Source organism: Enterococcus sp. DIV2385 (genome assembly GCF_051711925.1).
Classification (GTDB): domain Bacteria; phylum Bacillota; class Bacilli; order Lactobacillales; family Enterococcaceae; genus Enterococcus; species Enterococcus faecalis.
Map to the genome: position 1 here is coordinate 822361 of NZ_JBIONV010000001.1, position 26525 is coordinate 848885.

The 26525-nt window shown below is 37.4% G+C and carries 19 protein-coding genes; 14 read left to right on the forward strand and 5 right to left on the reverse strand.

Annotation, left to right across the window (positions count from 1 at the left end):
- Window positions 1-52: 52 nt before the first annotated feature.
- Both mprF and IGM04_RS04115 read right to left on the reverse strand, forming a co-directional pair.
- Window positions 53-2584 (reverse strand): bifunctional lysylphosphatidylglycerol flippase/synthetase MprF, encoded by a 2532-nt coding sequence (mprF, locus tag IGM04_RS04110; RefSeq protein WP_002358907.1) that lies wholly within the window; start codon window positions 2582-2584, stop codon window positions 53-55.
- Entirely contained in the window at window positions 2581-3315 is a 735-nt protein-coding gene (locus IGM04_RS04115; RefSeq protein WP_002358908.1) for an alpha/beta fold hydrolase, read from the reverse strand. The genes mprF and IGM04_RS04115 overlap by 4 nt, the downstream gene beginning before the upstream one ends.
- 176 nt (window positions 3316-3491) lie before the next feature.
- Between IGM04_RS04115 and IGM04_RS04120 the strand changes: the two genes are divergently transcribed.
- Entirely contained in the window at window positions 3492-4076 is a 585-nt protein-coding gene (locus IGM04_RS04120) for a hypothetical protein (RefSeq protein ID WP_010823532.1), read from the forward strand.
- A gap of 22 nt (window positions 4077-4098) precedes the next feature.
- Window positions 4099-5154: an endonuclease gene (locus IGM04_RS04125; protein WP_086317753.1), complete on the forward strand. Its 1056-nt coding sequence runs from the start codon at window positions 4099-4101 to the stop codon at window positions 5152-5154.
- A gap of 48 nt (window positions 5155-5202) precedes the next feature.
- On the opposite strand, the gene IGM04_RS04130 is transcribed toward IGM04_RS04125, so the two are convergent.
- Window positions 5203-7440, reverse strand: a complete 2238-nt coding sequence (locus IGM04_RS04130) for an ATP-binding cassette domain-containing protein (protein WP_086317754.1) — start codon at window positions 7438-7440, stop codon at window positions 5203-5205.
- A gap of 161 nt (window positions 7441-7601) precedes the next feature.
- Here IGM04_RS04130 and IGM04_RS04135 point away from each other — a divergent pair, with 161 nt between their 5' ends.
- From IGM04_RS04135 to IGM04_RS04160, 6 genes are all read left to right on the forward strand, one after another.
- Entirely contained in the window at window positions 7602-9836 is a 2235-nt protein-coding gene (locus IGM04_RS04135) for an amidase family protein (RefSeq protein WP_179189105.1), read from the forward strand.
- Window positions 9837-9912: 76 nt separating this feature from the next.
- Window positions 9913-10857: an aminoglycoside phosphotransferase family protein gene (locus tag IGM04_RS04140; protein ID WP_025190437.1), complete on the forward strand. Its 945-nt coding sequence runs from the start codon at window positions 9913-9915 to the stop codon at window positions 10855-10857.
- A 42-nt stretch (window positions 10858-10899) separates the two neighbouring features.
- Complete coding sequence (locus IGM04_RS04145; protein ID WP_010823156.1) at window positions 10900-11553, forward strand: DUF4767 domain-containing protein; 654 nt, start codon at window positions 10900-10902, stop codon at window positions 11551-11553.
- A gap of 118 nt (window positions 11554-11671) precedes the next feature.
- Window positions 11672-12073, forward strand: a complete 402-nt coding sequence (gene ndk / locus IGM04_RS04150) for a nucleoside-diphosphate kinase (protein WP_010706871.1) — start codon at window positions 11672-11674, stop codon at window positions 12071-12073.
- 159 nt (window positions 12074-12232) lie between these two features.
- A complete protein-coding gene (gene aspD, locus IGM04_RS04155) occupies window positions 12233-13843 on the forward strand; it encodes an aspartate 4-decarboxylase (protein WP_010712264.1) in 1611 nt (536 codons plus the stop codon).
- A 142-nt stretch (window positions 13844-13985) separates the two neighbouring features.
- Entirely contained in the window at window positions 13986-15071 is a 1086-nt protein-coding gene (locus IGM04_RS04160; protein WP_086317755.1) for a hypothetical protein, read from the forward strand.
- Between the two features lie 114 nt (window positions 15072-15185).
- On the opposite strand, the gene IGM04_RS04165 is transcribed toward IGM04_RS04160, so the two are convergent.
- The gene (locus IGM04_RS04165) at window positions 15186-15989 is read right to left on the reverse strand and encodes a Cof-type HAD-IIB family hydrolase (protein ID WP_002355941.1); all 804 of its coding nucleotides are present in this window, start codon (window positions 15987-15989) and stop codon (window positions 15186-15188) included.
- Between the two features lie 205 nt (window positions 15990-16194).
- Between IGM04_RS04165 and IGM04_RS04170 the strand changes: the two genes are divergently transcribed.
- From IGM04_RS04170 to IGM04_RS04180, 3 genes are all read left to right on the forward strand, one after another.
- Entirely contained in the window at window positions 16195-16770 is a 576-nt protein-coding gene (locus tag IGM04_RS04170; protein WP_002386206.1) for a DUF1361 domain-containing protein, read from the forward strand.
- Window positions 16771-16921: 151 nt separating this feature from the next.
- Window positions 16922-18328 carry an NCS2 family permease gene (locus tag IGM04_RS04175; RefSeq protein ID WP_002355943.1) on the forward strand — a complete coding sequence of 469 codons (1407 nt, stop codon included), beginning with the start codon at window positions 16922-16924 and terminating at the stop codon, window positions 18326-18328.
- A gap of 208 nt (window positions 18329-18536) precedes the next feature.
- Window positions 18537-19733 (forward strand): multidrug efflux MFS transporter, encoded by a 1197-nt coding sequence (locus tag IGM04_RS04180; RefSeq protein WP_002381323.1) that lies wholly within the window; start codon window positions 18537-18539, stop codon window positions 19731-19733.
- 54 nt (window positions 19734-19787) lie between these two features.
- Here the strand turns inward: IGM04_RS04180 and IGM04_RS04185 are convergent, their stop codons facing one another.
- Window positions 19788-19973: a YjzD family protein gene (locus tag IGM04_RS04185; RefSeq protein ID WP_002355945.1), complete on the reverse strand. Its 186-nt coding sequence runs from the start codon at window positions 19971-19973 to the stop codon at window positions 19788-19790.
- Between the two features lie 117 nt (window positions 19974-20090).
- Between IGM04_RS04185 and dnaE the strand changes: the two genes are divergently transcribed.
- The 3 genes from dnaE to pyk all read left to right on the forward strand — a co-directional run bounded on the left by dnaE (window position 20091) and on the right by pyk (window position 26377).
- On the forward strand, window positions 20091-23420 hold the full coding sequence (dnaE, locus tag IGM04_RS04190) for a DNA polymerase III subunit alpha (RefSeq protein WP_033626693.1): 3330 nt from the start codon (window positions 20091-20093) through the stop codon (window positions 23418-23420).
- Window positions 23421-23592: 172 nt separating this feature from the next.
- Window positions 23593-24555: a 6-phosphofructokinase gene (pfkA, locus tag IGM04_RS04195; RefSeq protein ID WP_002355947.1), complete on the forward strand. Its 963-nt coding sequence runs from the start codon at window positions 23593-23595 to the stop codon at window positions 24553-24555.
- Between the two features lie 64 nt (window positions 24556-24619).
- Complete coding sequence (gene pyk / locus IGM04_RS04200) at window positions 24620-26377, forward strand: pyruvate kinase (protein WP_002355949.1); 1758 nt, start codon at window positions 24620-24622, stop codon at window positions 26375-26377.
- Window positions 26378-26525 lie beyond the last annotated feature (148 nt).

The window sequence follows — 26525 nt, forward strand, 5'->3', positions numbered from 1 at the left end:
TAAATTTCAGTGAAGTTGCCAAGCTTTTTATACTTAATTGGGCTTCTTTTTGTTAGTCAATATTTTTTTGATCGACAATGAGTAAAGCGATCATCACGTAGACAATCCAACTACTTTTAGAATAAAGTGTATAGCGGGGTTGCCATTTGCTAGCAAATTTTTCCTTGTATTCGCGTAATCCTTGGAAGGAGTAAATTTCTGAACCAAATTCATAAATTAACGCAGCAATCCGTTCTTGAATAAAACTTTTTCTTGATTGACCAACGTTGGCTAACGGAGCCATACCTAAATTGAAATAATGAATATTTTCTGTTTTCATATATTCAAATAAATGAATAAATAGGAAATCCATACTTCCAGAAGGGGCTTTTTCTTTATGGTGACGCATCAAGTCGATGGTACCAACTTCATTTGTGTAACTAGGAATGATATTAGCGAAAGAGACCATTTCTCCTTCAGCATTTCGGACAACAGCAATTGGGTTTCTTTGAAGATACGCTTCATCGAAAAATCCTAGTGAAAAGCCTTTTTCTTTTCGATTGTCTAACCAACTATCCGAAATAGCTTTTAATTCGTGCATTTGTTCGGCACTAAAAGGAGGTTGGAGTACGTCAAATGAATAGCCGGCTTTGGTAATTTTATTAAACACTGCGCGGGTACCTTTGAATTTTTTCCCAGACATCGTAAATGTTTCTAGATTAACTAAGGCTTCTTCGCCCATTTTGATAAATTCGTAGCCATATTCGTGTAGTAACATCACGCTGTCCTCATTGGTTTCGTAAAAGACGGGTACATAGCCGAAACGATCTGTTTCTTTAAGGAATGCATCAATCGCCGCAGGAAAATCTTCTTTGTTCCCAGAAGGGTTGCCCATCACAACGCATTTATTATTAATGGTGTTGAATTGTAAAAAGACAGTCGGTTCTTCTTTGGGATATAAGAAAACCTGTTTATCATGAAGAAAGACAAGTTCACTGTCAATATTCCCGCCATAAGTTGTTAAGATATTATGCAAGATACTATCTTCTGGAAACTCACCAACTTGGTGTTTTTTCCCTTGGAGGTAGCGAACAAATAGAAAGTTAAAACTCATAACTAAGAGGATAGCGATAAATCCTGACAACCAGATCCGTTCGGAAGGGAACAAGAAAAATTCCACAAAATGATGACGATGGTGTGGGAAGTTCGGTAAATTATAAACACCAATTACCAGGTATAACAAAGTCAACAAGCCAAAGATAAAGCCATCAATCGTCATCCACTCCCAAGAGTAAACCAGTTGTTCACGGTACAATTCTGATTTTGAAAAAATAACGATAAATAATAAAATAGCTAAATAGAAAATGGAAAACATACTAAAGTCAACAACAAATGAATACAAGATAGCACCAATTAATAAAATAATCGTTGGATAATAGGCTCTTTTAACACGATCAGCAATCCCACGTCCCATAATTAATAATGCAAAGCCTAAAACAATACTCGGAATTTGAATAATAATATGTGAACGGAAGGGGTTAATATCTCTTAACCAATGCACTTGAGTGAAGGCTTCTGGAATAGTGGCTAGGAGCACCATCATAATTCCTGAAAAATAAAGTAAAACCACTTCCAGCTTGTGGGCAATTTCCAAAGTAATTTGTTTTAGCAGTTGACGATAATGAGTATCCAACTTTTGGCTTAAGTGTTTTGTAAAGAACAAACAGCCAATTAAGAAAGGAATAATATAATAGAATAAACGATAGAGCAATAACCACAAAACAATAATTTCACGATCGACACCTAAGTTGCTCAGTCCTAAAATCATCATGACATCAAAACTACCTAAAGCCCCTGGAATCATCGAAGCAATCCCAATAATCGAAGCTGCTACATATAAAGGAACAATATCAATTAAAGGAATCGGTACATCTAATAAGTAACCAATACTGATAAAGGTAATTAAAACACCTGTCCATTCTAAAAACGAAGAAACAACTAAAGATAAGCGATTTTTTGCATCGAGGTTACCAAAGGAACTATTTTTTTGGAAATGTAAAATAAGATAAAGTAATGGGAAATAAAGACCGCCACCTAATAACCAAATCCAATATTGCTGTAAATAAGCCATCTTTGGATCAAACTGAACAAGGAAAAAGCAAAGAATACTATAAATAGATAGACCGGATAACACAAAAAGTAAAATATGGGTTAACGCAGGTAAAATTTTCTTTTCCTCTGTTTTATTTCCATAAAATTCAGAACGAAGTCCCATGCTGACCAAACCACCGAATCCACCAATATTATTGATGGTATTGACAATCCAGCTAGATTCAAGGAGTTCCCGTTTTGAGACTTTCAAGTTTAAAATGCGATTTAATGTTAAGTCATAATTTAGCATCGGAGTAACGGAAACTAAACCGATAACCATCATCAATAACAATTTCCATAGCGGAATCTCATCAAAAATCTGTTTTAACTGTTCAAATGAGATCGTTTTACCAATTGATAAAAGTTGGGCAACAACAATAATTGAGACCGCAATAACAAACAGTGTTTTTAGTAATCCTGTATGCGTTTTGATCCAATGAATAATTTGTTTCATTTAGACACCTTCATTTCCTTTAAGAATTTTTCGATTGTTTTATTAAAAATATCTGGTGAGTTTTTGGCAAATAAATGACCCTGTTTATTTACCAAGACCAATTTGCCGGCAGGAATGGCATCAGCAATCGCCCGTGAATGGGAAAGCGCAATTAAATCTCGACTGCCAGTAATAACAAGAGTAGGACAGGGGATGTGTTCTAAATCTTGTTTTGTCAGTCCAGTATCTTCAAATAACAGAGCCACGATAGGGAGCCGTGCGCGCAATTTTTTTGAAAAAAAGGCGCCAATACGACAAAACCAATATTGAAAATAAGTGGCAATCGTTACATATTTTTTCAGACCAGACATGGTGACATTTCCAGAATTTAAGACGAGTTTGTTGACGAAATCAGGATATAAATGGGTAAAAACCATGGCAATATTTGCTCCGTCACTAAAGCCCAATAAATTAATTTTTGTTAAGTGTTCTTGTTGTATAATACCAGCTAAATCTTCTGCCAAAAGCGGAAAAGTTAATTGACTTTGTGTATTGGTGGAACGTCCATGTCCGCGGGTATCCACCGCAATAACTTGATACTCCTTGGAGAAATAAGAAATTTGATAATTAAAAAAAGTATGATCATTGCCATTACCATGAAGTAACACAAGGGGGTAATTTGTTTCTTTGCCAAAAATTTGATAAAAAATTTGACTGCCATCTATTGTTTGAAAATATTTTTCTATTGCCATTCTCCGTCACCTATCTCATCTATAATCAATCGAGTCCTCTCTCATTATAGAGTCTTTTGTCTTTTTTTTGTAATAAAAAACAGAAAATTTTCCGAACAGTTTTGTAAGGTGTTGTAATATAGTGTGATATAGTAGAAGATAGCCACCTAAAAATTAGACTAGAGGAGGGAAAGTTGATGTCTTTAATCGTTTTAATTGGTGCCCAAGCTGTCGGGAAAATGACCGTTGGCAAGGCTTTAGAAAAGCAGTTAGATGCTAAATTACTATTTAATCATCAAACCATTGACTTATTTGCAAACTATCTTGGGTATACGGAACGTGCATTTCAATTGTCTGATTCCGTTAGAAAGGAACTTTTTCATGCCTTTGTAGAAAATCCAGCCACAAATACAACAAAAAACATTATTTTTACAGTGGTGATTGCTTTTGATCAAGAACAGGATTTTCAATTTTTAGAAGAAATATCAGAAATTTTTCTTAATAAACATGAGGCCGTTTATTTCGTCGAACTCGTCTCTTCAACATCAATCCGCCTAGAACGAAATGTTCATCCAGAGCGGCTAGAGGCAAAACCTTCAAAACGCGATGTCGATTTTTCTCGAAAAGAATTACTCAATACCTTTAAAGAACATCGATTAGTAAGCCACGAAGGTGAACTAGAAAGTACATTTCCAAATGTAAAAATAACGAAAATAAATAATTCAAACATGACACCAGAAGAAGTAGCAACGAAGATAATTGCTACTTTTGGTTTGACATAATGTGAAAGGAACATCGGAATCAATGAAAAAGTTTTTTAAATATCTCGGTAGCTTGATGGTCCTTCTTCTAAGCATAGCTTTAATTTTGATAGGATATTTAACCTTCCGAGAGTTTCGACCACGAGCGGTTGAACCAGTTGCTATAAATAAACAATTTTCAGAGCAAACCATCGAAAAACAGCAATCCATTTCTTTAGTCACGTATAACATAGGCTATGCTGGCCTAGGACAAACAGAAGATTTTTTTATGGACGGTGGCAAAACTGTCCAACCAGTTAATAAGGCAATGGTCCAACAGAATTTAACAGGCATTGAAGGAACTTTAAAAGAATTACCAGCGATGATTTACTTATTCCAAGAAGTCGATCGTCGCTCGCAACGTTCTTATGAAGTCAATCAAGAGGAAGAATTACAAAAACAGATACAGCTGAACAGCGCATTTGCTTATAATTTTAAGGTAGATTATGTGCCCATTCCTTGGCCGCCGATTGGACGAGTAGAAAGTGGTTTATTAACATTATCAAATGAAAAAATAACAGAGGCTAAACGCATTGCTTTACCCAATCCCTTTCGTTGGCCCGTTAGCATTAGTAACTTAAAACGAGCGCTTCTAGAAACGCGCTTTCCAATTAAAGGCACAGACAAAGAATTAGTGGTTTTTAACTTACATTTGGAAGCCTATGACAATGGGGAAGGGAAGATTGCTCAAAGCAAAAAGTTAGCTGACGTATTATCCCAAGAATACGCTAAAGGAAACTATGTAATTGCTGGAGGTGACTTTAATCAAGTTTTCAAAGGCAGTCATCGATATCCTGACTTAGGGGAAGCTGGTTGGGTACCAGGAGAAATTGATCCAGCAGACTTACCTAAACATTTTTCACTTGCTTATGATGATCAACAACCGACTGTGCGGGTGCTTAATAAGCCTTACACTGGCTCTTATGAAACATCCCAAGTGTATGTAATTGATGGTTTTATTGTTTCTGATAATGTGGCTGTTCATAGCGTGAAAACAAAGGACGAACAATTTAAATATACAGATCACCAACCTGTGAAGATGGAAGTGGGGTTGAAATAGAAAAAGTACAAACGGTGCTTGTTGCTTGCACCGTTTGTACTTTTTATTTTACAGATAGCCTTTAGTAATAGAATGAGTGGAATTTAGCATATTTGCTGGGGTTCCTGTAAAAAGAAGCTGTCCGCCATTTTCTCCACCTTCGGGACCTAGTTCAATCAACCAGTCGGCACTTTTAATCACATCAATGTGATGTTCTAATAAAATCAAGCTGTTTCCTTCTTCTACCATTCGATTGAAAAGTTGAAGACTTTGTTGGATATCAATTAAGTGTAAACCATCTGTAGGTTCATCCATTAAATAGATAGCTTTTTTTTGGTGAAGTGTGTCTGCTAATTTTACCCTTTGCAATTCGCCACCAGATAATGTTGAGAGCGATTGATTGAGTTTAAGGTAGCCTAAGCCAACTTCCAGTAAATTTTTTAATGAAAGAGCAAAAGGCTGGTCTTTGAAAAAATCATAGCCATCTTTAACGCTTAAAGCTAGTACTTCAACGATATTTTTTCCGTTATACAGATAATGAAGCACCTCTTCTTTGTAACGCGTTCCGTGACAGGTTTCGCAAATACTAGTAACATCCTCCATAAAAGACATATCGGAGACAATTATGCCTTTCCCCTTGCAAGTAGGACAGGCGCCTTTGGAATTATAGCTAAATAAAGCTGGACTAACATGATTTTCTTCCGCAAACAGTTTGCGGACCTTATCAAAAATATTAAGATAGGTCATTGGTGTGGATCGTAAATTTGCGGTAATGCTTTTTTGTGAAAGATGAATAATTTCTTGGTTATCAGCTTGGGCTTTTTGATAAATTTCTTCCGCTAATGATGATTTACCTGAACCAGCGACCCCACAAATAACAGTCAAAACTCCTAACGGAACTTCGACAGATAGATTGTTTAAATTATGCAGTGTCGCATGTTCGATTGTTAAAGACTTCCTTGCTATTCTTGGTTGGTCGTTTAAAGTTAGCGGCTCTTGAAGGGCTTGACTAGTCAAGGTTTTGGAGGCTAAAAATGCGTCATACGTTCCTGAAAACTGGACATGGCCACCATTTTCGCCTGCGAAAGGTCCTATATCGATGATAAAATCAGCTTCTCTAATTAATTGTGGATTGTGTTCCACCAGAACCACGGTGTTTCCTTTATTTTTTAAATTGAGCAATGCACGACTGATCCGTTCGATGTCCTTTGGATGTAAGCCAGCACTTGGTTCATCTAAAATATACATAATATCGTTTAAGGCGCTGTTTACATACTTAGCAATTTTAATCCGCTGTGCTTCACCACCAGAAAGTGTTTCAGTTGCTCGTCCTAATGTGAGGTAGGAGAGACCGATATTAATTAATGCTTCTAGACGTACAAGTAGCTCTTCTTGAATAGTTTTTATTAAGGATAGGTCCATTGAACGAATAAAAGAATGTAATTCAGTGAGTGGCATGTCAACAGCATCAGCAATACTTTTCTGATTAATTTTGCAGCTACGAACACGTTCATTGACTCTACTTCCTAAACAATCAGGACATCTTTTTACGGTAACAAAGTGATTAAGGTATTTTTGATGACGTTTGCCTTCGTCTGTATGCAATATGCTACGTTGCATGCGCGGGACGATTCCTTCATACAAAGCTGTATGAGGCCACTCTTTGGGTGGATTAGCTAGTTTTTGTTGTGGAGCATATAAAAATAATGCTAACTCTTCAGGAGAATAGTCCTTGATTTTTTTATCCAAATCAAATAGACCACTATGGGCATAACGCTTCCACCGCCAGTTGCCAACTGTAAATGTGGGGAAATCGATAGGCCCTTCGTTTAATGATTTGTCATAATCAACTAGCTGATGAAGATTGATTTCGGTAATCTTTCCTAAGCCATCGCATGTTGGACATTTTCCATCCGGATGATTAAACGAAAAAGTATCTGAATAACCAACAAATGGAGAACCTGCTCGTGAAAACAGCAAACGTAAAAACGTATAAATATCTGTGTACGTTCCCACTGTCGAACGAGAATTACCTGCTACTTTTTTCTGGTCAATGACAATTGCAACAGGAAGATTCTCGATTTTTTCAACTTCTGGACGACCATATTTGGGTAAGTAATTTTGAACAAACGAACTAAATGTATCATTTAGTTCACGACGTGATTCAGCGGCTAATGTGTCAAATACTAAGGAGGACTTTCCTGAACCCGAAAGTCCAGTAACAACAGTTAGTTGCTTTTTAGGGATATTGACAGAGATATTCTTCAAATTATTTTGTGATGCGTGCTTAATTTCAATCCATTCCATTAAAAAACCTCCGTTTCTATTCTATTTTAGCATATAAAAAGAACCTAGCCTAAAAGTTGAACATGGGAATTTTCAAGAGAACTTTACTTTTTAATCGCTTTCATTTATGCTATAAGTAATACAGTTTTTTTAACTGTATTAATAGATAAAGGATGTGACTTATGAAGAAGTCGATTTTGTTCAAAAAGTTAGGGATTATTTTATTAATTAGCCAAACACTGGTAGGGGTACCAATGTTGGCACAAGAAAGTATACTAGAAACAACCGTTCAAACAGAGACGGAATCAGTAACAACAGAAACCAGTCAGACTGTAGCTAACTTGGAATCTGAAACTACTAGCCAAACGGTGATGCAGGAAAAAGAATCCTCTTCGGCAATCGCCGAAAGCAGTAGCGGAAATGCGGTTGCAGTAACTACTGAAACCACAAATGAGATACAAAATAGTGATACAGATGGAAAAGCTGTTTCTGCAGAGAGTGTTTTTTCAGAAGCAGATTATAAACAAGCAACTGCACTGGAGTTAGCAACTTTAGTAAGAGAAAAAAAGGTGACGAGCGAAGAATTAGTAAAAATTGCGTTGGCCATCACTAAACGTGAAAATCCTACATTAAATGCGGTCATTACTTTACGAGAAGAAGCGGCTTTGACAGAAGCAAAAGCTTTACAAGATACAGGTCAACCATTTCTAGGTGTGCCGCTCTTACTAAAAGGGTTAGGACAATCCTTGAAAGGTGAAAGCAACACGAACGGTTTTGGTTTTCTCCGAGATCAAGTAGCTGGTGGGACATCGACCTTTGTCAAAGCACTACAAAATGCCGGATTCATAATCATTGGTCAAACGAATTATCCAGAATTAGGTTGGAAGAATATTTCAGATTCAAAGTTATATGGCGTTTCCGTCAATCCATGGAATCCTAACCATTATTCAGGTGGTTCTTCAGGCGGAGCGGGTGCTAGTGTCGCCGCGGCATTTGTTCCCATTGCTTCTGGAAGTGATGCTGGTGGCTCTATCCGCATCCCTGCTTCTTGGACAGGCACCGTAGGTTTGAAACCTTCTAGAGGAGTAATCATTGGCAATTCTAATAGTGCAAAAGGTCAAACTGTTCACTTTGGTTTAAGTCGAACCGTGGCGGATACAAATGCATTATTTGAAACCTTATTAACCAAAAAAGATCTTCCTGCGGGACATTTAAGTCAAGCGCAACCCATTGCTTATACAACAGAATCTCCTGCTGGAACGCCTGTAAGTGCCGAAGCAAAAGAGGCGGTCGCTGAAGCTGTTGCTTTTTTAAAAGACCAAGGGTACACATTGGTTGAAGTGAAGCACCCTGTTGATGGGGAACGTCTAATGAAAAATTATTATACTGTAGCTGCTGGCTCAGCAGGAATTGCCGATTTTATGGCGCGGCAGAAATTAAAAAGACCGCTTGAACGAAATGATGTAGAACTGTTAACATGGGCGCTTTTTCAAACAGGAAAAAATATAACGAGTGAAGAGACAACTGCGGCTTGGACAGATGTTGCTTTACAAGCACAAGCGATGGACGAATTTTATCAACAGTATCCTATCTTATTAACACCAACGACAGCTGCCACGGCACCTAGTATTGATAATCCGTTACTAAAACCAGAACATGCAGCACAGATGGAAAAAATTGATCAATTGTCACCAGCAGAACAAAAACAATTGATTTATGACCAATGGCTGACGGCGTTCACATATACACCGTTTACACAACAAGCAAATTTATTTGGACATCCAGCATTAAGTGTACCAACTTACGTTTCAAAAGAAGGACTGCCTTTGGGGATTCAATTTAATAGTGCATTAAATGAAGACCGAACATTGCTACAATTAGGTGCTTTATTTGAAAATAACCACAAGATAAATCAACCACATGTAGAAGAACCAGACAAAGACAAAGAACCAGATGCAAGTGGCGAACCAGAAAAAGACAAAGAGCCAAATGCAAGTGGCGAACCAGAAAAAGACAAAGAGCCAGATGCAAGCGGCGAACTAGATAAAGATAAAGAACCAGATGCAAGTGGCGAACCAGAAAAAGACAAAGAAACAAAAACAAGTGAAGGACCAATCGAAGGAAAAGATCAAAACCAAAACCAAAACCAAAACCAAAACCCAGACAAAGCTGGAAAAACTACTAGTGAGTCATCCTTAGATAATTCGCTGAAATCATCAGCAAATCAGGGAACCAAATCAACAGGAAGTACGCATGCTTTTTCTGATAAAAATATGATTGGGAAAAAAGAACAGCTTCCCAAAAAAGTATTACCAAAAGCAGGTGCAGAAGTACCTAGTACTTTCTGGATTGTTTTAGGAGGAGCTTTCTTAGTAACGAGTGGAACGATTTATATAAGGAAAACTAGAAAACGATAACCAGTGAAGGTTGGAGACAATTTATCCCCAATTGTCTCCAGCCTTTTTTCTTTGGTATACTAAAACCAATAGGGAAATGGAGGCGAAAGTAATGAGGGCGTTTGAGAAGATTCCAGCGTTTCAGCAATGGAAAAAATTTGAAGCTATTCACCGTGGTTGGTCAACTGATTTAAAGTTTAAAGTTACTAAAAATCAAGAAACCTTTTTATTGCGAATTTTTCAACAAGAAGAGTTATTAGCCAAACAACAAGAATATCAATTTATCAAAAAAGTAGCGGCGTTAGGATTTCCCAGTTCTAAACCTTTTTTATGTGCACCTATTCCTGAAAGTGAACAAGGATACATGTTATTAACGTATCTAGAAGGTGAAGACTTAAGCGATGTTTTACCCGCTCTTTCTCCCAAAAGACAACTGAACTTAGGCGTAGAGGCGGGCCGCTATTTAAACAAAATCCATAAGCTTTTGTTGCCTGAAAGGATTAGTCAAAGAGAGATTGCGCGAAATTTATACGAAAAAAAGCAGAGCCAACTAAATAAGTATAAGGAATCTCAATTTTGTATGCCGTACCAGCAGCCAATAATTTCATATTTAGAAAAACAATTACCGTTATTGCAACAACGGCCTGTGGTTTATCAGCATGGAGATTTCCATGTGGGAAATTTTATTTACTTGCCAACTAAGCAGGTCGGTGTGATTGATTTTAATCGATGGGATTTTGGGGATCCTTATGAAGAATTTTACAAGTTACAATTTTTTTCAAGAAATGTTTCGCCATTGTTTGCTTATGGTCAATTACAAGGTTATTTTGCTGGGAAAGTTCCTACCTTATTTTGGCAGTTTCAAAAGCTTTATACTTTTCACGCAGGACTCTATTCTTTAGTTTGGGCACTTAGCTTTGGTGAAAAAGAAATCAGGACTATGGAACAGCAATACCAACAATTACTAGAGGACTATAATTGTGGAGAATTACTAGTTCCCAAATGGTTTTCAACTATCCAAAGAAAGGGATTGAGATTTTAGGTTTATTTCGATAGAATAAAAATAAAAACAGGAGTTTAAGGAATGAAACTAAACGGGATTATTATGATAGCGGTTGTTGGAAGCGTTTTATCTAGCTGTGGTTGGCAAAAATCGAAAGAGGAATCACAGAAAGTACAAACCGTACAAACAAACAATGTAAATACTGAAGAAACAAGAGCAATTTCAGCAACCGAAGTTAGTCAAACTACGGCGTTGGAATTAGAGCAAACAACGCAAACACAAGAATTAACTGAATTAGTTACAGAAGAAGGGATGATTTGGAATCAGCAAAAAGCAAAACAGTTAGGACAATACATGGAAATCTGGGGTCAAGAACGCAATCAGAACTATCAAGCGTACCAACCAGGTCACTCTGTAGCTTTTTACACGATTCAAGTGCCTGATGATTTATTGAGTTATGAACCTAAAATACAACCAGCTATTGGGAACAATCCCATTTGGTTAAATTGGTCAGAAACAGGCAGCGAAGGGGGTTATTGTCTGGTGGCAGTATACTCTGACAGTGCGACACAAGTTGCCCAGAAGCATGTCTATTTATTTACTTTAGTGAATGGTGAAGCCAAAGTCTATGTGAGTAAAGAACAGCCAGTAGAAGAGCAACCTTATTTGTTTTTAAAAGAAACAAGCAATACAGAACTGAAAGAACAATTCACAAACCTTGTGAATAATCTTTAATTTTTTATTTAATCAAAAGGAAAAGAAAATTTATCATTGACAAAGTATCCGCTTTCATTTTATTCTGTAGCTACCCCTTGGGAAAGGGCAAAAGGAAGTTTTGAAAGGGGTGGAAAAAATGAAGGAAACAAGTTTAGTAATTATTAAGCCAGATGGCGTTGAACGGAAGTTAGTTGGCAAAATCATTCAACGTTTTGAAGATAAAGGTATTGACTTATTGCACCTTAAATTCGAACGACTAACAGTAGAAACAGTGAAGGAACACTATGAGCATTTAAAAGATGAACTATTTTTCCCTGAATTATTAGCCTATATGACAAGTGGCCCAGTGGTTGTGATGGTCGTTGTAGGGGACAATGTGGTTAAAAAAGTGCGTAAATTAGTTGGAGCAACGAATCCGTTAGATGCTGAAAGTGGCACCTTACGAGCGGATTATGGGTTGTCTGTCACCAAAAATTTAATCCATGCTTCTGATTCTGTCCAATCAGCAAAAATTGAGATGCAACGGTTCTTTGGTTAATCATCAAAAAAGAAGCAATCCTTTATTTTTTATAAAGGATTGCTTCTTTTTTATTAATTGTCAGAATATTCCGCTTAAATGGTTGACATCTGGAGGTAGAAGAGTAGTATAGACTACATACTAAATACTAAATGACTGCGTGTGCTTCAGGAGGATAAAATGATAACAAGTGATGAATTGACAGAAAACCTTAGTCCGTTTGAATTAAGTCTATTTTTAGAGAAGAAATTACATGAAGAAAATCATAATTTAGAAACATTGTTAAATGCAGGGCGAGGCAATCCTAATTGGACGGCGCCAACACCAAGGGAAGCCTTTTTTTTATTAGGTCAATTTGCTACAAAAGAAACGTTAAGAGAGGGGAGCGAACAAACGGCTGGTATGATTCAGCCAAGTTTTGGTAGAACGCAACGCTTCTTAAACTTTTTAGCAGAAAATCCTAGCAAAGGGGCAACTTTCTTACAAGAAATTTGGACAGCAGAGCATAACTATTTTGGGATGGATAAGGAAATGTGGTTAGATGCCATGTTAGACTATGTGATTGGGGATAATTATCCGAATCCTGTTCGTTGCTTGAAGGCGTGTGAACAACCGATTAAAGCATATTTAAATCAAGAATTATTTTCCAGCGAAGCACAACCGTTTGATATTTTTGCCGTTGAAGGTGGTACAGCAGGGATTTGTTACTTGTTTGATACGTTGGCAAATAATTATTTACTAGAAAAAGGTGATCGTATTGCGTTGTTATTACCAACGTTTGCTCCTTATCTAGAAATTCCAGAACTACCACGTTATGATTTTGACGTGGTTAAAATCAAAGCAGAGCAAATGATCATTGATGGAAAAACGACGTATCAATACTCAAACAAGGAAATTGATAAACTAAAAGACCCGTCCATCAAAGCGGTTTTTGTCGTAAATCCCAGCAATCCAACTGCCAATGCTATGGGAAAACCTACCATTGAACAAATCAAACAAATCGTTGCAGTGGATAACCCTAAGTTAATGATTTTAACAGATGACGTTTACGGAACCTTTGTGCCAGCTTTCCGTTCACTATTTACGGAGTTACCTTACAATACAGCTTGTATCTATTCTTATTCTAAATACTTTGGCGCTACCGGTTGGCGTGTGGGGACCATTGCGGTCAGCCAAGAGAACATCTTTGACCAATTATTAAAAGAATTGCCAGTGGCTCAAAAAATGGAATTACAGGCACGTTATGCTACATTGAATGCAGACACAAGCCAAATTAACTTTATCAGCCGCTTAGTCGCAGACAGCCGCGATATTGCGTTGAACCATGCAGCGGGACTTTCTTCTATTCAGCAAGCAATGATGGCTTTATTTAGTTTGTATGCTTTGTTAAAAGACGGTCAAGCATATAAAGACGAAGTGATGGATATCTGTCATACGCGTGAAAAGCTCTTGTTCCGCACCTTAGGCATTGAAGAGCCTTTAGCAAGTTTAAATACAGCATATTATTGTGAAATTAACTTTAGAGATTGGACAGAAAAACGTTATGGCCCAGAATTTTCAAGTTATTTAACGAAATCGTGGACGATCACAAAAGTATTAACCTCTTTAGCAGAAAAAGAAAAATTAATGCTTTTAAAAGCGGATGCTTTCGGGAGTGACAAATGGTCAGTTCGAATTTCTTTAGCCAATTTAGCTACTAACCAATATAGTGAAGTTGGTAAACGAATGATTCGCCTATCTGAACACATTAAAGAAGAGTGGTTGCGCCAAAAGCGCCAAGCAATTAAATAAAAAAACGCTAAGTCTCTTAAGCTGCAGGAGACTTAGCGTTTTTGTTTATTATTTATTCATTTTTCCGTCAGTTTTGGTTTATAAATGTTTGCTACACTGGAGATAAGAGGAAATTAAGCGTTTATAAAAAGGAGAGAAGTGAATGAAACATATTAAAGGAATGTTGGTTTTTATCGGATTATTTATTTTGGTCGGTTGTACGCCAGATCAAGAGCCAACGAAACAAACAACAAGTGGTCCGCAAGAGACAAAGCAAGTGAAGCAAGTTACCGTCACCAATCAAACGACTTCTGCGGTGGAAAAACAAGCGCCGACTAAAAATGACGAACTGATTGCTAATCAATTGACTTTTGATTCTCATGAATACACGTACGAAGTGGTTACAGGGGCCACACAAACGACATTTGGGACAACCCCACCAGCAAAATATACACCAGAAGAAAAAAAGAAAAAAATGTTTTGGTCCAATCAACCGCCTTTGGGATTAATGACGGGTAACTATTATAAAAATGAAGGTGTATTTACTGGGGGAAATTACGGCATTGTAGAGATTATTACGGAACCTGAAACGCAAAGGATTCTGAATGTTGAGTTTACAGAGTTTGCTAGTGACCCTTATTATGATACACGCTATTCGGGTGTCAACAAACGCCTGTCGGATTATCCTGAATTTCAAGCAAGCAACACGCGCACAGACGATACGTTAGTCACCGTTGTTAATGGTATTACTTATGTAGAAAAACAAATGCGTGACGAAAATCGTGTCACAGGTAATTTTTATACGGTACGCGGTTCATCAACTTCTGCGCGTGAAGGTTTAATGCCTTTAGCAGCAGAGATGGACACTTGGCTAAAAGAGCCATCGAAAGAAACGTATATCGGTTACGCAGAAGATTTAGGCAATGGCCTAATCGCTCGACTTCAAGTGATAACAGAAGAGCAGAAAATAAAACATGTCAGCTATGATGAATACTTTTCAGATGAACAGGAAAAAATCACAGAAACAGCCCTGCGGCCTTTTTATCGTCAATCGAAATATTATTCACCAGGATATAATAAACAAACCAACAATTCTTTTATTCATTTTGTAGATGCACTAACAAAGGCCATTACGACACAACAAACTTTATCCGTTAACGAAGAACAAGAGCTACAGCATCCGTCTTTTACGACTTATCAAAGATTGGCTGAAAAAATCAGCACGTTTCAAAATTCATTGAAGGAATAAAAAAACGGAAGTGGGGCATAAGTCGTTTCGACTTATGCCCCACTTTCGTAATCTTAAGATTATCAGCTAAACCAAAGTGAGTTCTTTTTAAAGAAATACTTTTATTTTAGCCTTTTATAGATCTAAATAATTTTCTAAGTAATCTGCTAAACCATCTTGATCATTTGTTTTTTCAGTGACATCGTTGGCTACGGATTTAATTTTATCCGTGGCATTGTTCATAGCAACACCCCAACCAGCATAACTTAGCATTTCTTCGTCATTATGTTCATCGCCAAAAGCAATGATATCAGCTGGTTTGACAGATAAAAAGTTCGCCACTTGATCAACGCCATGGGCTTTTTGAATTCCTTTTGCGACCATTTCTAAAATAGGCATTGGACCGCCCCAAGTGCGGACATCAATATAATCACCATATTGTTTTGTCAATGTATCAGCAACTTTTTCAGCTTGGTTTGGTGTGGTCCGAACCATCATTGAGGTAGGATTTGTTCGTAAATTTTTAGCAGTAAGTAAATTATCTAAGGTTGCTTTGGAAGCAAAAAATTTCGGATCGAACCCATCTAACGTATCGATATAAAATGTTTCTTTGTTTTCAGCAGCAACAAAATCTAATTGTAATTCTTTTTTCTGTGCCAAAATGTCAAAGACTAGGTCACGCTCAATATTGGCTTCGCTTTCCAAGTCCCATTTTTTCTCTGGAATGTGGACTAAAGCGCCGTTAAAGTTAACCATAGGGGTCGTTAGGCCAAGTTGTTGGTAAAATTGATGACTCATTCTATAGGGACGTCCAGTGGCAATACTGACGTAATGACCGTTGTCAATCGCTTTTTTTAGTGTTTGTTCGGTTTTTGGACTGATTAAAGACTGTGCATTTAATGTTGTGCCGTCTAAATCAATAGCAATTAATTTTTTCAAGTAAAAATTCCTCCTAAATGCCTTTTACTCAGTCTAGCATAAAACCGAAGATTATCAAGGGGAGAAGCATGTTCATTTATAAGGTTTAAAAAAAAGCTTAAGAAGTATGCTACACTAAAATAAACCGTTTGAAAAAGGAGCGCAGAGCATCTTGAAAAATTCTAGAAATTATTTACGAGTGATCACCTTAATCTATTGTATCTATATGTGGTTATTTGCTACGCATTTTCATTTTATGGCGTTGAACGTGTTGTTAGCCTATATTCCAATTGAACTTAGTTATCTTTTAAACGCAGAAAAACGTAAAAGGGATTGGTTGATAGGTTTTGCTTGGTTAATTTTTTATCCTAATGCGCCGTACCTATTTACGGATTTTTTTCATTTAGAAACGCTATCTATTTATCGAGGCTTTAATACGATTTTTGCAAACCAAATTGGTGATTGGTGGGCGTTTGTTTGCTTAACTAGCGGGATTGTTATATATGGACTTTTAGGGATGAAAACAGTAACAACTGTTAGTCAGAAATTGCAAAGTTATTGTGACTATAGAACAATTGTAGTCTTTCAAGCCAGCCTTCATTTCTTGTCTGCTTTGGCGATTTATGTTGGACGTTTTGATCGATTACACAGTGTCTATCTTTTTATGAGTCCAATTGAAACAGTGAAAATTATCTTTTTTGACTGGTCCCTTCAAAAATTAATGTTTATTTTATTAATGATGTTTCTACAGATGCTGTTGTTTGGGCTAATCCAATTATTAGGAAAAGAAGAAGCAATGTAAAGCTTTTTCTTTTTTTATATCCACAAAACACGAACGTTATATAGAAAAATATATATAATAGTTAATATTTTGTTGTAAAAAGATAGCGATTCTCTTATAATCAAAGAGTAATTATTCGAAAACATGGATTTTAAGGGAGAGAAGTGCAATTATGAATACGTTTTTCAAATTAAAGGAAAACAAGACAACGGTATCAACTGAAATAATGGCGGGGGTCACGACCTTTTTTGCAATGAGTTATATTTTATTTGTTAATCCGTCCATTCTTTCAGAAACAGGGATGCCTTTTCAGGCTGTTTTTTTAGCGACCATTATTGCTTCAATCATCGGTACATTAATTATGGGGCTGTTTGCTAATGTACCTTACGCTCAAGCACCGGGGATGGGACTCAATGCTTTCTTCACGTTTACGGTCGTTTTTGGGATGGGGTATACATGGCAACAAGCATTAGCAATGGTTTTTATTTGTGGTTTGATTAACATTTTGATTACAGTGACAAAAATTCGCAAAATGATTATTAAAGCAATTCCAGAGAGTTTACAACATGCTATTGGTGGTGGGATTGGAATTTTTGTCGCTTATGTAGGGTTGAAAAATGCTGGCTTACTAAGTTTCACAGTACAAGCAGAACCTCAAAATGGTGTTGTGAATGGTTCGAGTATCGTGCCCGCTTTAGGAAATTTTGATAATCCAGCCATTATTTTGGCGGTAATTGGGTTAGTTTTAACAACGATTTTAGTTGTCACCAATGTTCGTGGGGCTATTTTAATTGGCATTGTGGTTACTACGTTAGTCGCAATTCCAATGGGGGTGGTAGACACTGCTTCGGTTGATTGGCATGCTAATTCGTTGGGCAATTCATTTAAAGAATTAGGTACAACTTTTGGCGCTGCTTTTGGTGCTGAGGGCTTACAGTCATTGTTTAGTGATTCTTCAAAAATTCCTCAAGTCTTAATGACCATTATTGCCTTCAGTTTATCAGATACGTTTGATACAATTGGAACATTTATCGGTACGGGACGTCGAACAGGGATTTTCTCTAAAGAAGATGAATTAGCTTTAGAAGATAGTAAGGGCTTCAGCACTAAAATGGACAAAGCTCTATTTGCAGATGCTATTGCAACATCTATCGGTGCGATTTTTGGTACATCGAATACGACAACTTATGTAGAAAGTGCAGCAGGAATCGGTGCGGGTGGTCGAACAGGTTTGACATCGGTAGTGGTAGCAATTCTATTTGCCCTAAGTAGTCTTTTTTCACCACTTATTGCTATTGTACCAGCACAAGCTACGGCTCCAGCGTTAATTTTAGTGGGAATTATGATGTTAGCTTCTTTCAAAGACATCAATTGGACGGATTTAGAAGATGCGATTCCAGCATTTTTCGCTTCAATTTTCATGGGATTATGTTATAGCATCTCTTATGGGATTGCTGCTGGGTTCATCTTTTATGCAGTGGTGAAAGTAGTCAAAGGAAAAGCCAAAGAAGTTTCACCAATTATTTGGGTCATTGATGCGTTGTTTATCTTAAACTTTGTAATCTTAGCTATTTTATAGTAAACAGAAGTGAGGCTAAGATAACAGCGGTTAGCTTTGAAGGTGTTGTATTTATTCAGCTGTTTATCTTAAGCCCAAGTGTTAAGAAGTCTGGCAGATTGGTCGTTTTGACCGGTCTGTCAGACTTTTTTTTAAAGAATTTTCTTTTGAGAGATTCACTCTTTTAGAGTATAGTGGTAGGTGAAGAGGTGATAAGGTGGATAAAAGTATGAAAATAAAATGGAAGCAGAATTTATTAGTCGCATGGATTGGTTGCTTTTTTACAGGGGCGAGTATTAGCTTAGTTATGCCGTTTATTCCAGTATACGTTGAACAATTAGGGACGCCTAAGAGTCAAGTAGAGTTGTTTTCTGGATTGGCAATTTCCGTCACGGCGTTTGCTGCTGCGATTGTTGCACCGATTTGGGGAAATTTAGCTGATCGAAAAGGTCGGAAAATTATGATGATTCGGGCTGCAGCAGGAATGACGATCACGATGGGGGCGTTAGCATTTGTCCCTAATGTATACTGGCTGTTGATTATGCGGTTTATGAACGGGATTTTATCTGGCTATATTCCTAACGCAACAGCGATGATTGCGTCGCAAGCGCCAAAAGAGAAAAATGGCTGGGCTCTAGGGACATTATCAACAGGTGCAATTGCTGGGACGTTAATTGCGCCATCGATTGGCGGTGCGTTGGCACAGTGGTTTGGAATGGAAAATGTCTTTATTATTACCGGCGTTATTTTATTCATTACAACGTTGTTGACTATCTTTTTAGTTAAAGAAGATTTTCAACCAGTTGAGAAAAAGGATTTATTAACGACGAAAGAAATTTTTAGTAAGATGGATCATGTTTCAGTATTGATTGGTTTGTTTGTGACTACGTTAATTTTACAATTAGGAATTACAAGTATCAGCCCAATCTTAACGCTATATATTCGATCTTTAAGTGGCGATACAGAGAATGTATTATTTGTTAGTGGTTTGATTGTTTCGATTGCCGGCGTTTCAGCAATTATTTCTTCTCCAACTTTGGGAAAAATTGGGGACCGCATTGGGAACCAAAAAGTTTTATTAGGCGGATTAATTCTTTCTTTTATTTGTTACATTCCCATGGCGTTTGTGCAAACACCTTTTCAGTTAGGTGTTTTACGATTCCTTTTAGGTTTTTCAACAGGTGCTTTAATGCCATCAATTAATACGTTAATTAGTAAAATAACGCCAACAGAGGGCGTAAGTAGAGTTTATAGTTACAATCAGATGTGTAGTAATTTCGGTCAAGTTTTAGGACCGATGGTAGGGTCGACAGTTGCCCATGGTTTTGGCTATTCTTCTGTTTTTCTGGTAACCGCTTGTTTCGTTTTAGGAAACATTGGGCTGTCCTTCTTTAATTTCCGAAAAGTTTTAAATAAAAAGCTCTAAACAGTTGAAAAGATAAAAAAACCAGTTACAATAACTTTAGTAACTGGTTTTTTCTTATTTAACAGGTTTGGTTTCTTTCGGTACTGCAAAGTGTGCAATTAATAAAATAATAACGGCTGTTGCCAACGATAGAATCGTTGTCATTTTAAAGTCGTATGAACCACCAGATAATGCACCGCCGATATATCCAACGACTTGGCCTAATGCGAAGGTCCAGAAAAATACAACAAGATAACGCATATGAGCACCTCTTTTCTAGCTCTTAGTTTAGCATATTTTCTTTAAAAGTAAAGAATCCGCGATAGGAAAATAAGAGAAGAGGAAAAAAATAGCAAGGATTCAAAAAGGAGCTGTCCAATGTCATTTCCACAATTACATACCGTTACTTCCTATTCGCTTTTATCTAGTACGGTTAGGATTCGTTCCTATGTAAAACAAGCGAAAGCGTTAGGTTATCAAACATTAGCGATTACCGATATCAATGTCTTGCATGGGGCGGTTGAATTTTATGAAGCATGTCAAGAAGCGGGAATTCAACCAATTATCGGTTTAAGATTAGAATATACCCCAGCAGAAAAAGAAGGGCATTCCGAGTTGCTTTTATTTGCCAAAAATTTAAAAGGGTATCAGCAATTAATGCAACTATCTAGCAGCAAAATGACGACAGAGGGTCCCTTTTACTTAGCAGAACATCAATCCTTATTAAGTGATTTATTTGCCGTGACTTTGTCAGCCAAAGGAGAAGTCGCCCAAACTTTTTTTGAAGATGAACAACAAGCGGTTCACGCTTTCCAACAACTTGCTTCATATTTTGATCCTCAGTCGTTATTTGTTGAACATTCTTTTTCAATGAATCAACAACGCAATCCAGCGCTCTTTTCTTTTTACCAAAGAGAACAATTACCTGGCGTGGCTTTGCAAGAGGTACGTCATTTAACAAGGGAAGAAGGCTTTGCCGTTACTGTTCTTGAGAGCATCAAAGAAAATAATCAATTGAATATTACAAGCCAAACACCGGAAATAGAAGGTCTGAATTACTTGCGTGAAGCAGAGACGACGATGGAACAAATGCTTCAAATAGCTGGTGCAGAAGTGGTCCAGAATACGATTCAGCTAGCTGAAAATTGCCGAGTTGACATTCCTTTACATCAAAAATTATTACCGCATTTTCCTGTGCCTGATAATCAAACGGCTGGTTCTTATTTACGCACATTGTGTTTAGAAAAATTACCAGAAAGAGTGCCTCATCTAAATGAAGTTTACCAAAAACGATTAGAAAAAGAGTTAACCATCATTCACAATATGGGTTTTGATGATTACTTTTTAATCGTTTGGGATGTGATGGATTTCTGTCATAACAATCAAATTGTTACAGGCGCTGGCCGAGGTTCAGCTGCAGGCTCTTTAGTGTCCTATGTGCTATCAATTACAGATGTAGATCCAATCAAATATGATTTGCTTTTTGAACGTTTTTTGAATCCAGAACGCTACACGATGCCCGATATTGATTTAGATATTCCTGATAATCGGCGGGAGGAAGTTTTAGCTTATGTCAGTCAAAAATATGGTCATTATCACATGGCGCAAATTGCCACGTTTGGTACGATGGCTGCGAAAATGGTTTTACGGGACGTTGCACGTGTTTTCGGGTTGTCCCAGAGTGAAGCGAATCGTTGGTCGGCAGCTGTCCCAAACAAGCTGAAAATTACGTTAGAAGAAGCGTACCAAGAGTCGAAACGGATGCAAGAATTGGTCAATTTTTCGCCAAATAATCAATTGCTCTATAAAACAGCTGTTCAGCTAGAAGGATTGCCTCGTCATGTTTCTACGCACGCAGCAGGTGTGGTAATTAGTGATGAAAATCTTTTGAATTTGGTTCCGTTACAACCAGGATCGAATGAAATTTTATTGACCCAATTTACTATGAATGATGTTGAAAAAATTGGTCTTCTGAAAATGGATTTCTTGGGCTTAAGAAATTTATCCATCATTGATGATACCCTCACAGCTGTTAAACGCGTCTATAATCAAACCATTCGTTTGAATCAGATTCCATTAGATGACGAAACAACGCTGGCTTTATTTAGAAAAGGGGAAACAAGTGGCGTTTTCCAGTTTGAATCTGCTGGAATTCGGAATGTATTAAGAAAATTAGGGCCAACTAGCATTGAAGATATTGCTGCTGTCAACGCCTTGTATCGTCCTGGTCCGATGCAAAATATTGATGTTTTCATCCGCCGGAAAAAAGGCTTGGAACAAATTAGTTATCCAGAGCCTAGTCTCGCCCCCATTTTGGAAAATACGTACGGAATTATTGTTTACCAAGAGCAGATTATGCAAGTTGCTGCGAAAATGGCTGGCTTCTCTTTAGGGCAAGCTGACATTTTACGTCGGGCCATTAGTAAAAAGAAAAAAGATGTGCTAGATGAAGAACGGAATCATTTTGTTAATGGTGCGTTACAACAAGGCTATCCCCAAGAAACAGCTAACCAAGTGTACGATTATATTGAGCGCTTTGCTAATTATGGCTTTAACCGCTCGCATGCATTTGCCTATTCCTTTATTGGTTTTCAAATGGCTTACTTGAAGGTTCATTATCCAAGTGCTTTTTATGTCGCATTGTTGCACTCTGTTCGTCATAATCCAACAAAAATTAAAGAATATATTGGCGAAGCTAGAAAAAACAAGCAGACGATTTTGCAGCCGTCAATTAACCAAAGTCACTACAGCTTTTACCTAAATCAGCAACAGCAAATTTTATTTGGTTTTAGTTCTTTAAAAGGAATCCGCCGAGACTTCATTCAAAATATTTTAAATGAACGCCGAGAAAATGGACCGTACAAAACGTTCGATGAGTTTCTTTTGCGAATTGACCGTAAGTGGTTGAAAGTTGAAAATATCGAACCATTGATTGCCATCGGTGCATTTGACGAAATTGCGCCTAATCGCCGTCAATTAGCAGTAGGTTTAGAGAGTAATATCCAAAGTATTCTTCTCAGCGGTGGTAGTATGGATTTGTTAGAAACATTGAAGCCAAAGGAAGAAGAAATTGCCGATTATCCGCTAGAAGAGCGACTAGAACAAGAAGAACAATATTTAGGGGTCTATTTATCAGGACATCCGACAGAAGAGTTCAAAAAAACACGCTTAGCCAAGCAAACGCAACTTGTTCATGAACTTGTTGAAAATCAGCCCACGAAATTATTGATTTATGTCAAAAACATTCGGACGATTCGGACCAAAAAGGGAGAACAAATGGCCTTTGTTGATGGGGATGATACAACAGGAAGTATTTCACTAACGTTGTTCCCAACTGTTTTTCGCCAGTTAAGACAGAGTGTCGAGAAAGGGCAAGTTTATTATGTGGAAGGAAAAGTGGAACGCAGTACGTACAATCAAGAATTGCAAATATTGGTTCAACGAATAGAAAAAGCGCAACAAGTAGAAACATCAATTAGTGACGAAACGTGTTTTATCAGAATTACAAAAGATGTCGAACAAACGGACGTTTTTCAGAAAATGAAAGAGGTACTCAGTCGTCATGCTGGACACATTCCAGTGATTGTCTATTTTGAAAAAACAGGAAAGAAAATAGTATTAAATGAAGAAAATTGGGTCGCTCATACAAGCGCTAGTCAGCAACAATTAGCTTACGTTTTAGGCGAGCAAAACGTCATTTTCAAATGATTTACGGTAAAAAATACTAGTTGTTTTCAACTTTTTTCATTTTTTTCTTCTTAACTCAAGACATTTTGGTTCTTTAATGGTAAAATGAATGACGTAATATTTTTGTATATCAATTTTTGCGAAAAGGTTTCTTTTGGCAGTTGAAAGTATATTATATGAGGTGAAATAGCGAATGAAACGCATTGGTATTTTAACCAGCGGGGGAGATGCCCCTGGAATGAACGCTGCAATTCGTGCAGTCGTACGCAAAAGTATTTTTGATGGAATCGAAGTTTACGGTATTAACTATGGATTTGCCGGTTTAGTCGCAGGCGACATCCGTCGTTTAGATGTTGCTGACGTTGGCGATAAGATTCAACGTGGTGGAACATTCTTGTACTCTGCTCGTTATCCTGAATTTGCTACTGAAGAAGGGCAATTAAAAGGAATCGAACAATTGAAAAAATTCGGTATTGAAGGCTTAGTTGTTATTGGTGGAGACGGTTCTTATCATGGCGCAATGGCTTTGACAAAACGTGGTTTCCCCGCTGTTGGAATTCCTGGAACGATTGATAATGATATTCCTGGAACAGATTTCACAATCGGTTTTGATACAGCGATTAACACTGTTTTGGAATCAATTGACCGAATTCGTGATACAGCGACTTCTCATGTTCGTACATTCGTTATCGAAGTAATGGGACGTAACGCTGGTGATATCGCATTGTGGTCAGGCGTGGCTGGTGGAGCAGATGAAATCATTATTCCTGAACATGATTTTGATATGAAAAACGTTGCCAAACGTATTCAAGAAGGCCGCGACCGCGGGAAAAAACATTGCTTAATCATTTTAGCAGAAGGCGTAATGGGCGGAAATGAATTTGCTGATAAACTTTCTGAATACGGTGATTTCCATACGCGTGTATCAATTTTAGGACACGTGGTTCGTGGGGGCTCGCCAAGTGCTCGTGACCGTGTATTAGCAAGTAAATTTGGGTCATATGCTGTTGAACTTCTAAAAGAAGGCAAAGGCGGTTTATGTATCGGTATGTTAGATAACCAAGTAGTTGCAGCTGATATTATTGACACGTTAGAAAACAATAAACACAAACCAGATTTATCTCTTTATGAGTTAAATCATGAAATTTCTTTTTAATCTTGTATATTAGCTAATCTTATTAGCTTTGTATAAACAAATTTGGAATAGGAGCGTTTTAGTAATGAAAAAAACGAAAATCGTATGTACGATTGGACCAGCTAGTGAATCCGTTGATATGCTAGTAAACTTAATTAATGCAGGTATGAATGTTTGCCGTTTGAACTTTTCACATGGTGACTACGAAGAGCATGGTGCTCGTATTAAAAACATTCGTGAAGCTGTAAAAATTACAGGGAAACGCGTAGCGATCTTACTAGATACAAAAGGTCCTGAAATCCGCACAAATGACATGGAAAATGGCGCAATCACAATGAAAATTGGTGACTCAGTACGTATTTCTATGACAGAAGTTTTAGGAACAAATGAAAAATTCTCAATCACTTATCCAGAATTAATCAATGATGTAAACGTAGGTTCACACATTCTTTTAGATGATGGTTTAATCGATTTAGAAGTAACTGATATCGACCGTGATGCAAACGAAATCGTAACAGTTGTTAAAAACGAAGGCGTCTTGAAAAACAAAAAAGGCGTTAACGTACCAGGCGTTTCTGTAAACTTACCAGGGATCACTGAAAAAGATGCTAACGATATCCGTTTCGGAATTGGTCAAGGAATTGACTTTATCGCAGCTAGCTTCGTTCGTCGTGCTTCTGACGTTTTAGAAATCACTAAAATTTTAGAAGAAGAAAACGCAACACACATCCAAATCATTCCTAAAATCGAAAACCAAGAAGGTATCGATAATATCGATGAAATCTTAAAAGTTTCTGATGGTTTAATGGTTGCTCGTGGTGACATGGGTGTTGAAATTCCAACAGAAGATGTTCCAGTTGTCCAAAAAGCTTTAATTAAAAAATGTAATGCTTTAGGTAAACCAGTTATCACTGCAACACAAATGTTAGATTCAATGCAACGTAACCCACGTCCAACACGTGCGGAAGCAAATGACGTAGCAAACGCAATCTACGATGGAACAGATGCAGTAATGTTATCAGGCGAAACTGCAGCAGGGGATTACCCATTAGAAGCTGTTCAAACAATGGCTCGTATTGCAGTTCGTACAGAAGAAACATTAGTTAACCAAGATTCATTCGCATTGAAATTATATAGCAAAACAGATATGACTGAAGCAATCGGACAATCTGTTGGCCATACAGCACGTAACTTGGGTATCCAAACAATCGTTGCGGCAACAGAATCAGGCCATACAGCACGTATGATCTCTAAATACCGTCCAAAAGCACATATCGTTGCAATTACGTTCTCAGAACAAAAAGCACGTAGCTTATCATTATCATGGGGTGTTTACGCAACAGTTGCTGACAAACCATCAAGCACAGATGAAATGTTTAATTTAGCTTCAAAAGTATCACAAGAAGAAGGTTATGCTTCAGAAGGTGATTTAATCATTATCACTGCTGGTGTTCCAGTTGGCGAAAAAGGCACAACAAACTTAATGAAAATTCAAATGATCGGTTCTAAATTAGTTCAAGGTCAAGGTGTCGGCGAAGAGGCAATTATTGCAAAAGCCGTTGTTGCAGGAACTGCTGAAGAAGCAGTTGCTAAAGCGACTGAAGGAGCTATTTTAGTTACAAAAACAACAGATAAAGAATACATGCCTGCAATTGAAAAAGCATCAGCATTAGTTGTTGAAGAAGGTGGTTTAACTTCTCATGCAGCTGTTGTAGCGATTGCGCAAAATATTCCAGTTATCGTAGGTGCTGCAGATGCAACATCATTAATTAATAATGACGAAGTGATTACTGTTGATCCTCGTCGTGGTATTGTTTACCGCGGAGCAACAACAGCTATCTAAGTCTAATTAATCCAATCATTTGATTTTAAGCAATATGTACTCGGACGCAAAGCTGGGACAAACCGATTCGTCAGTTTGTCTCAGCTTTTTTTACAAGGAAGACAGTAGTATGAAATGTTCAGAAAACACGTATTCAGTAAATAAAGAG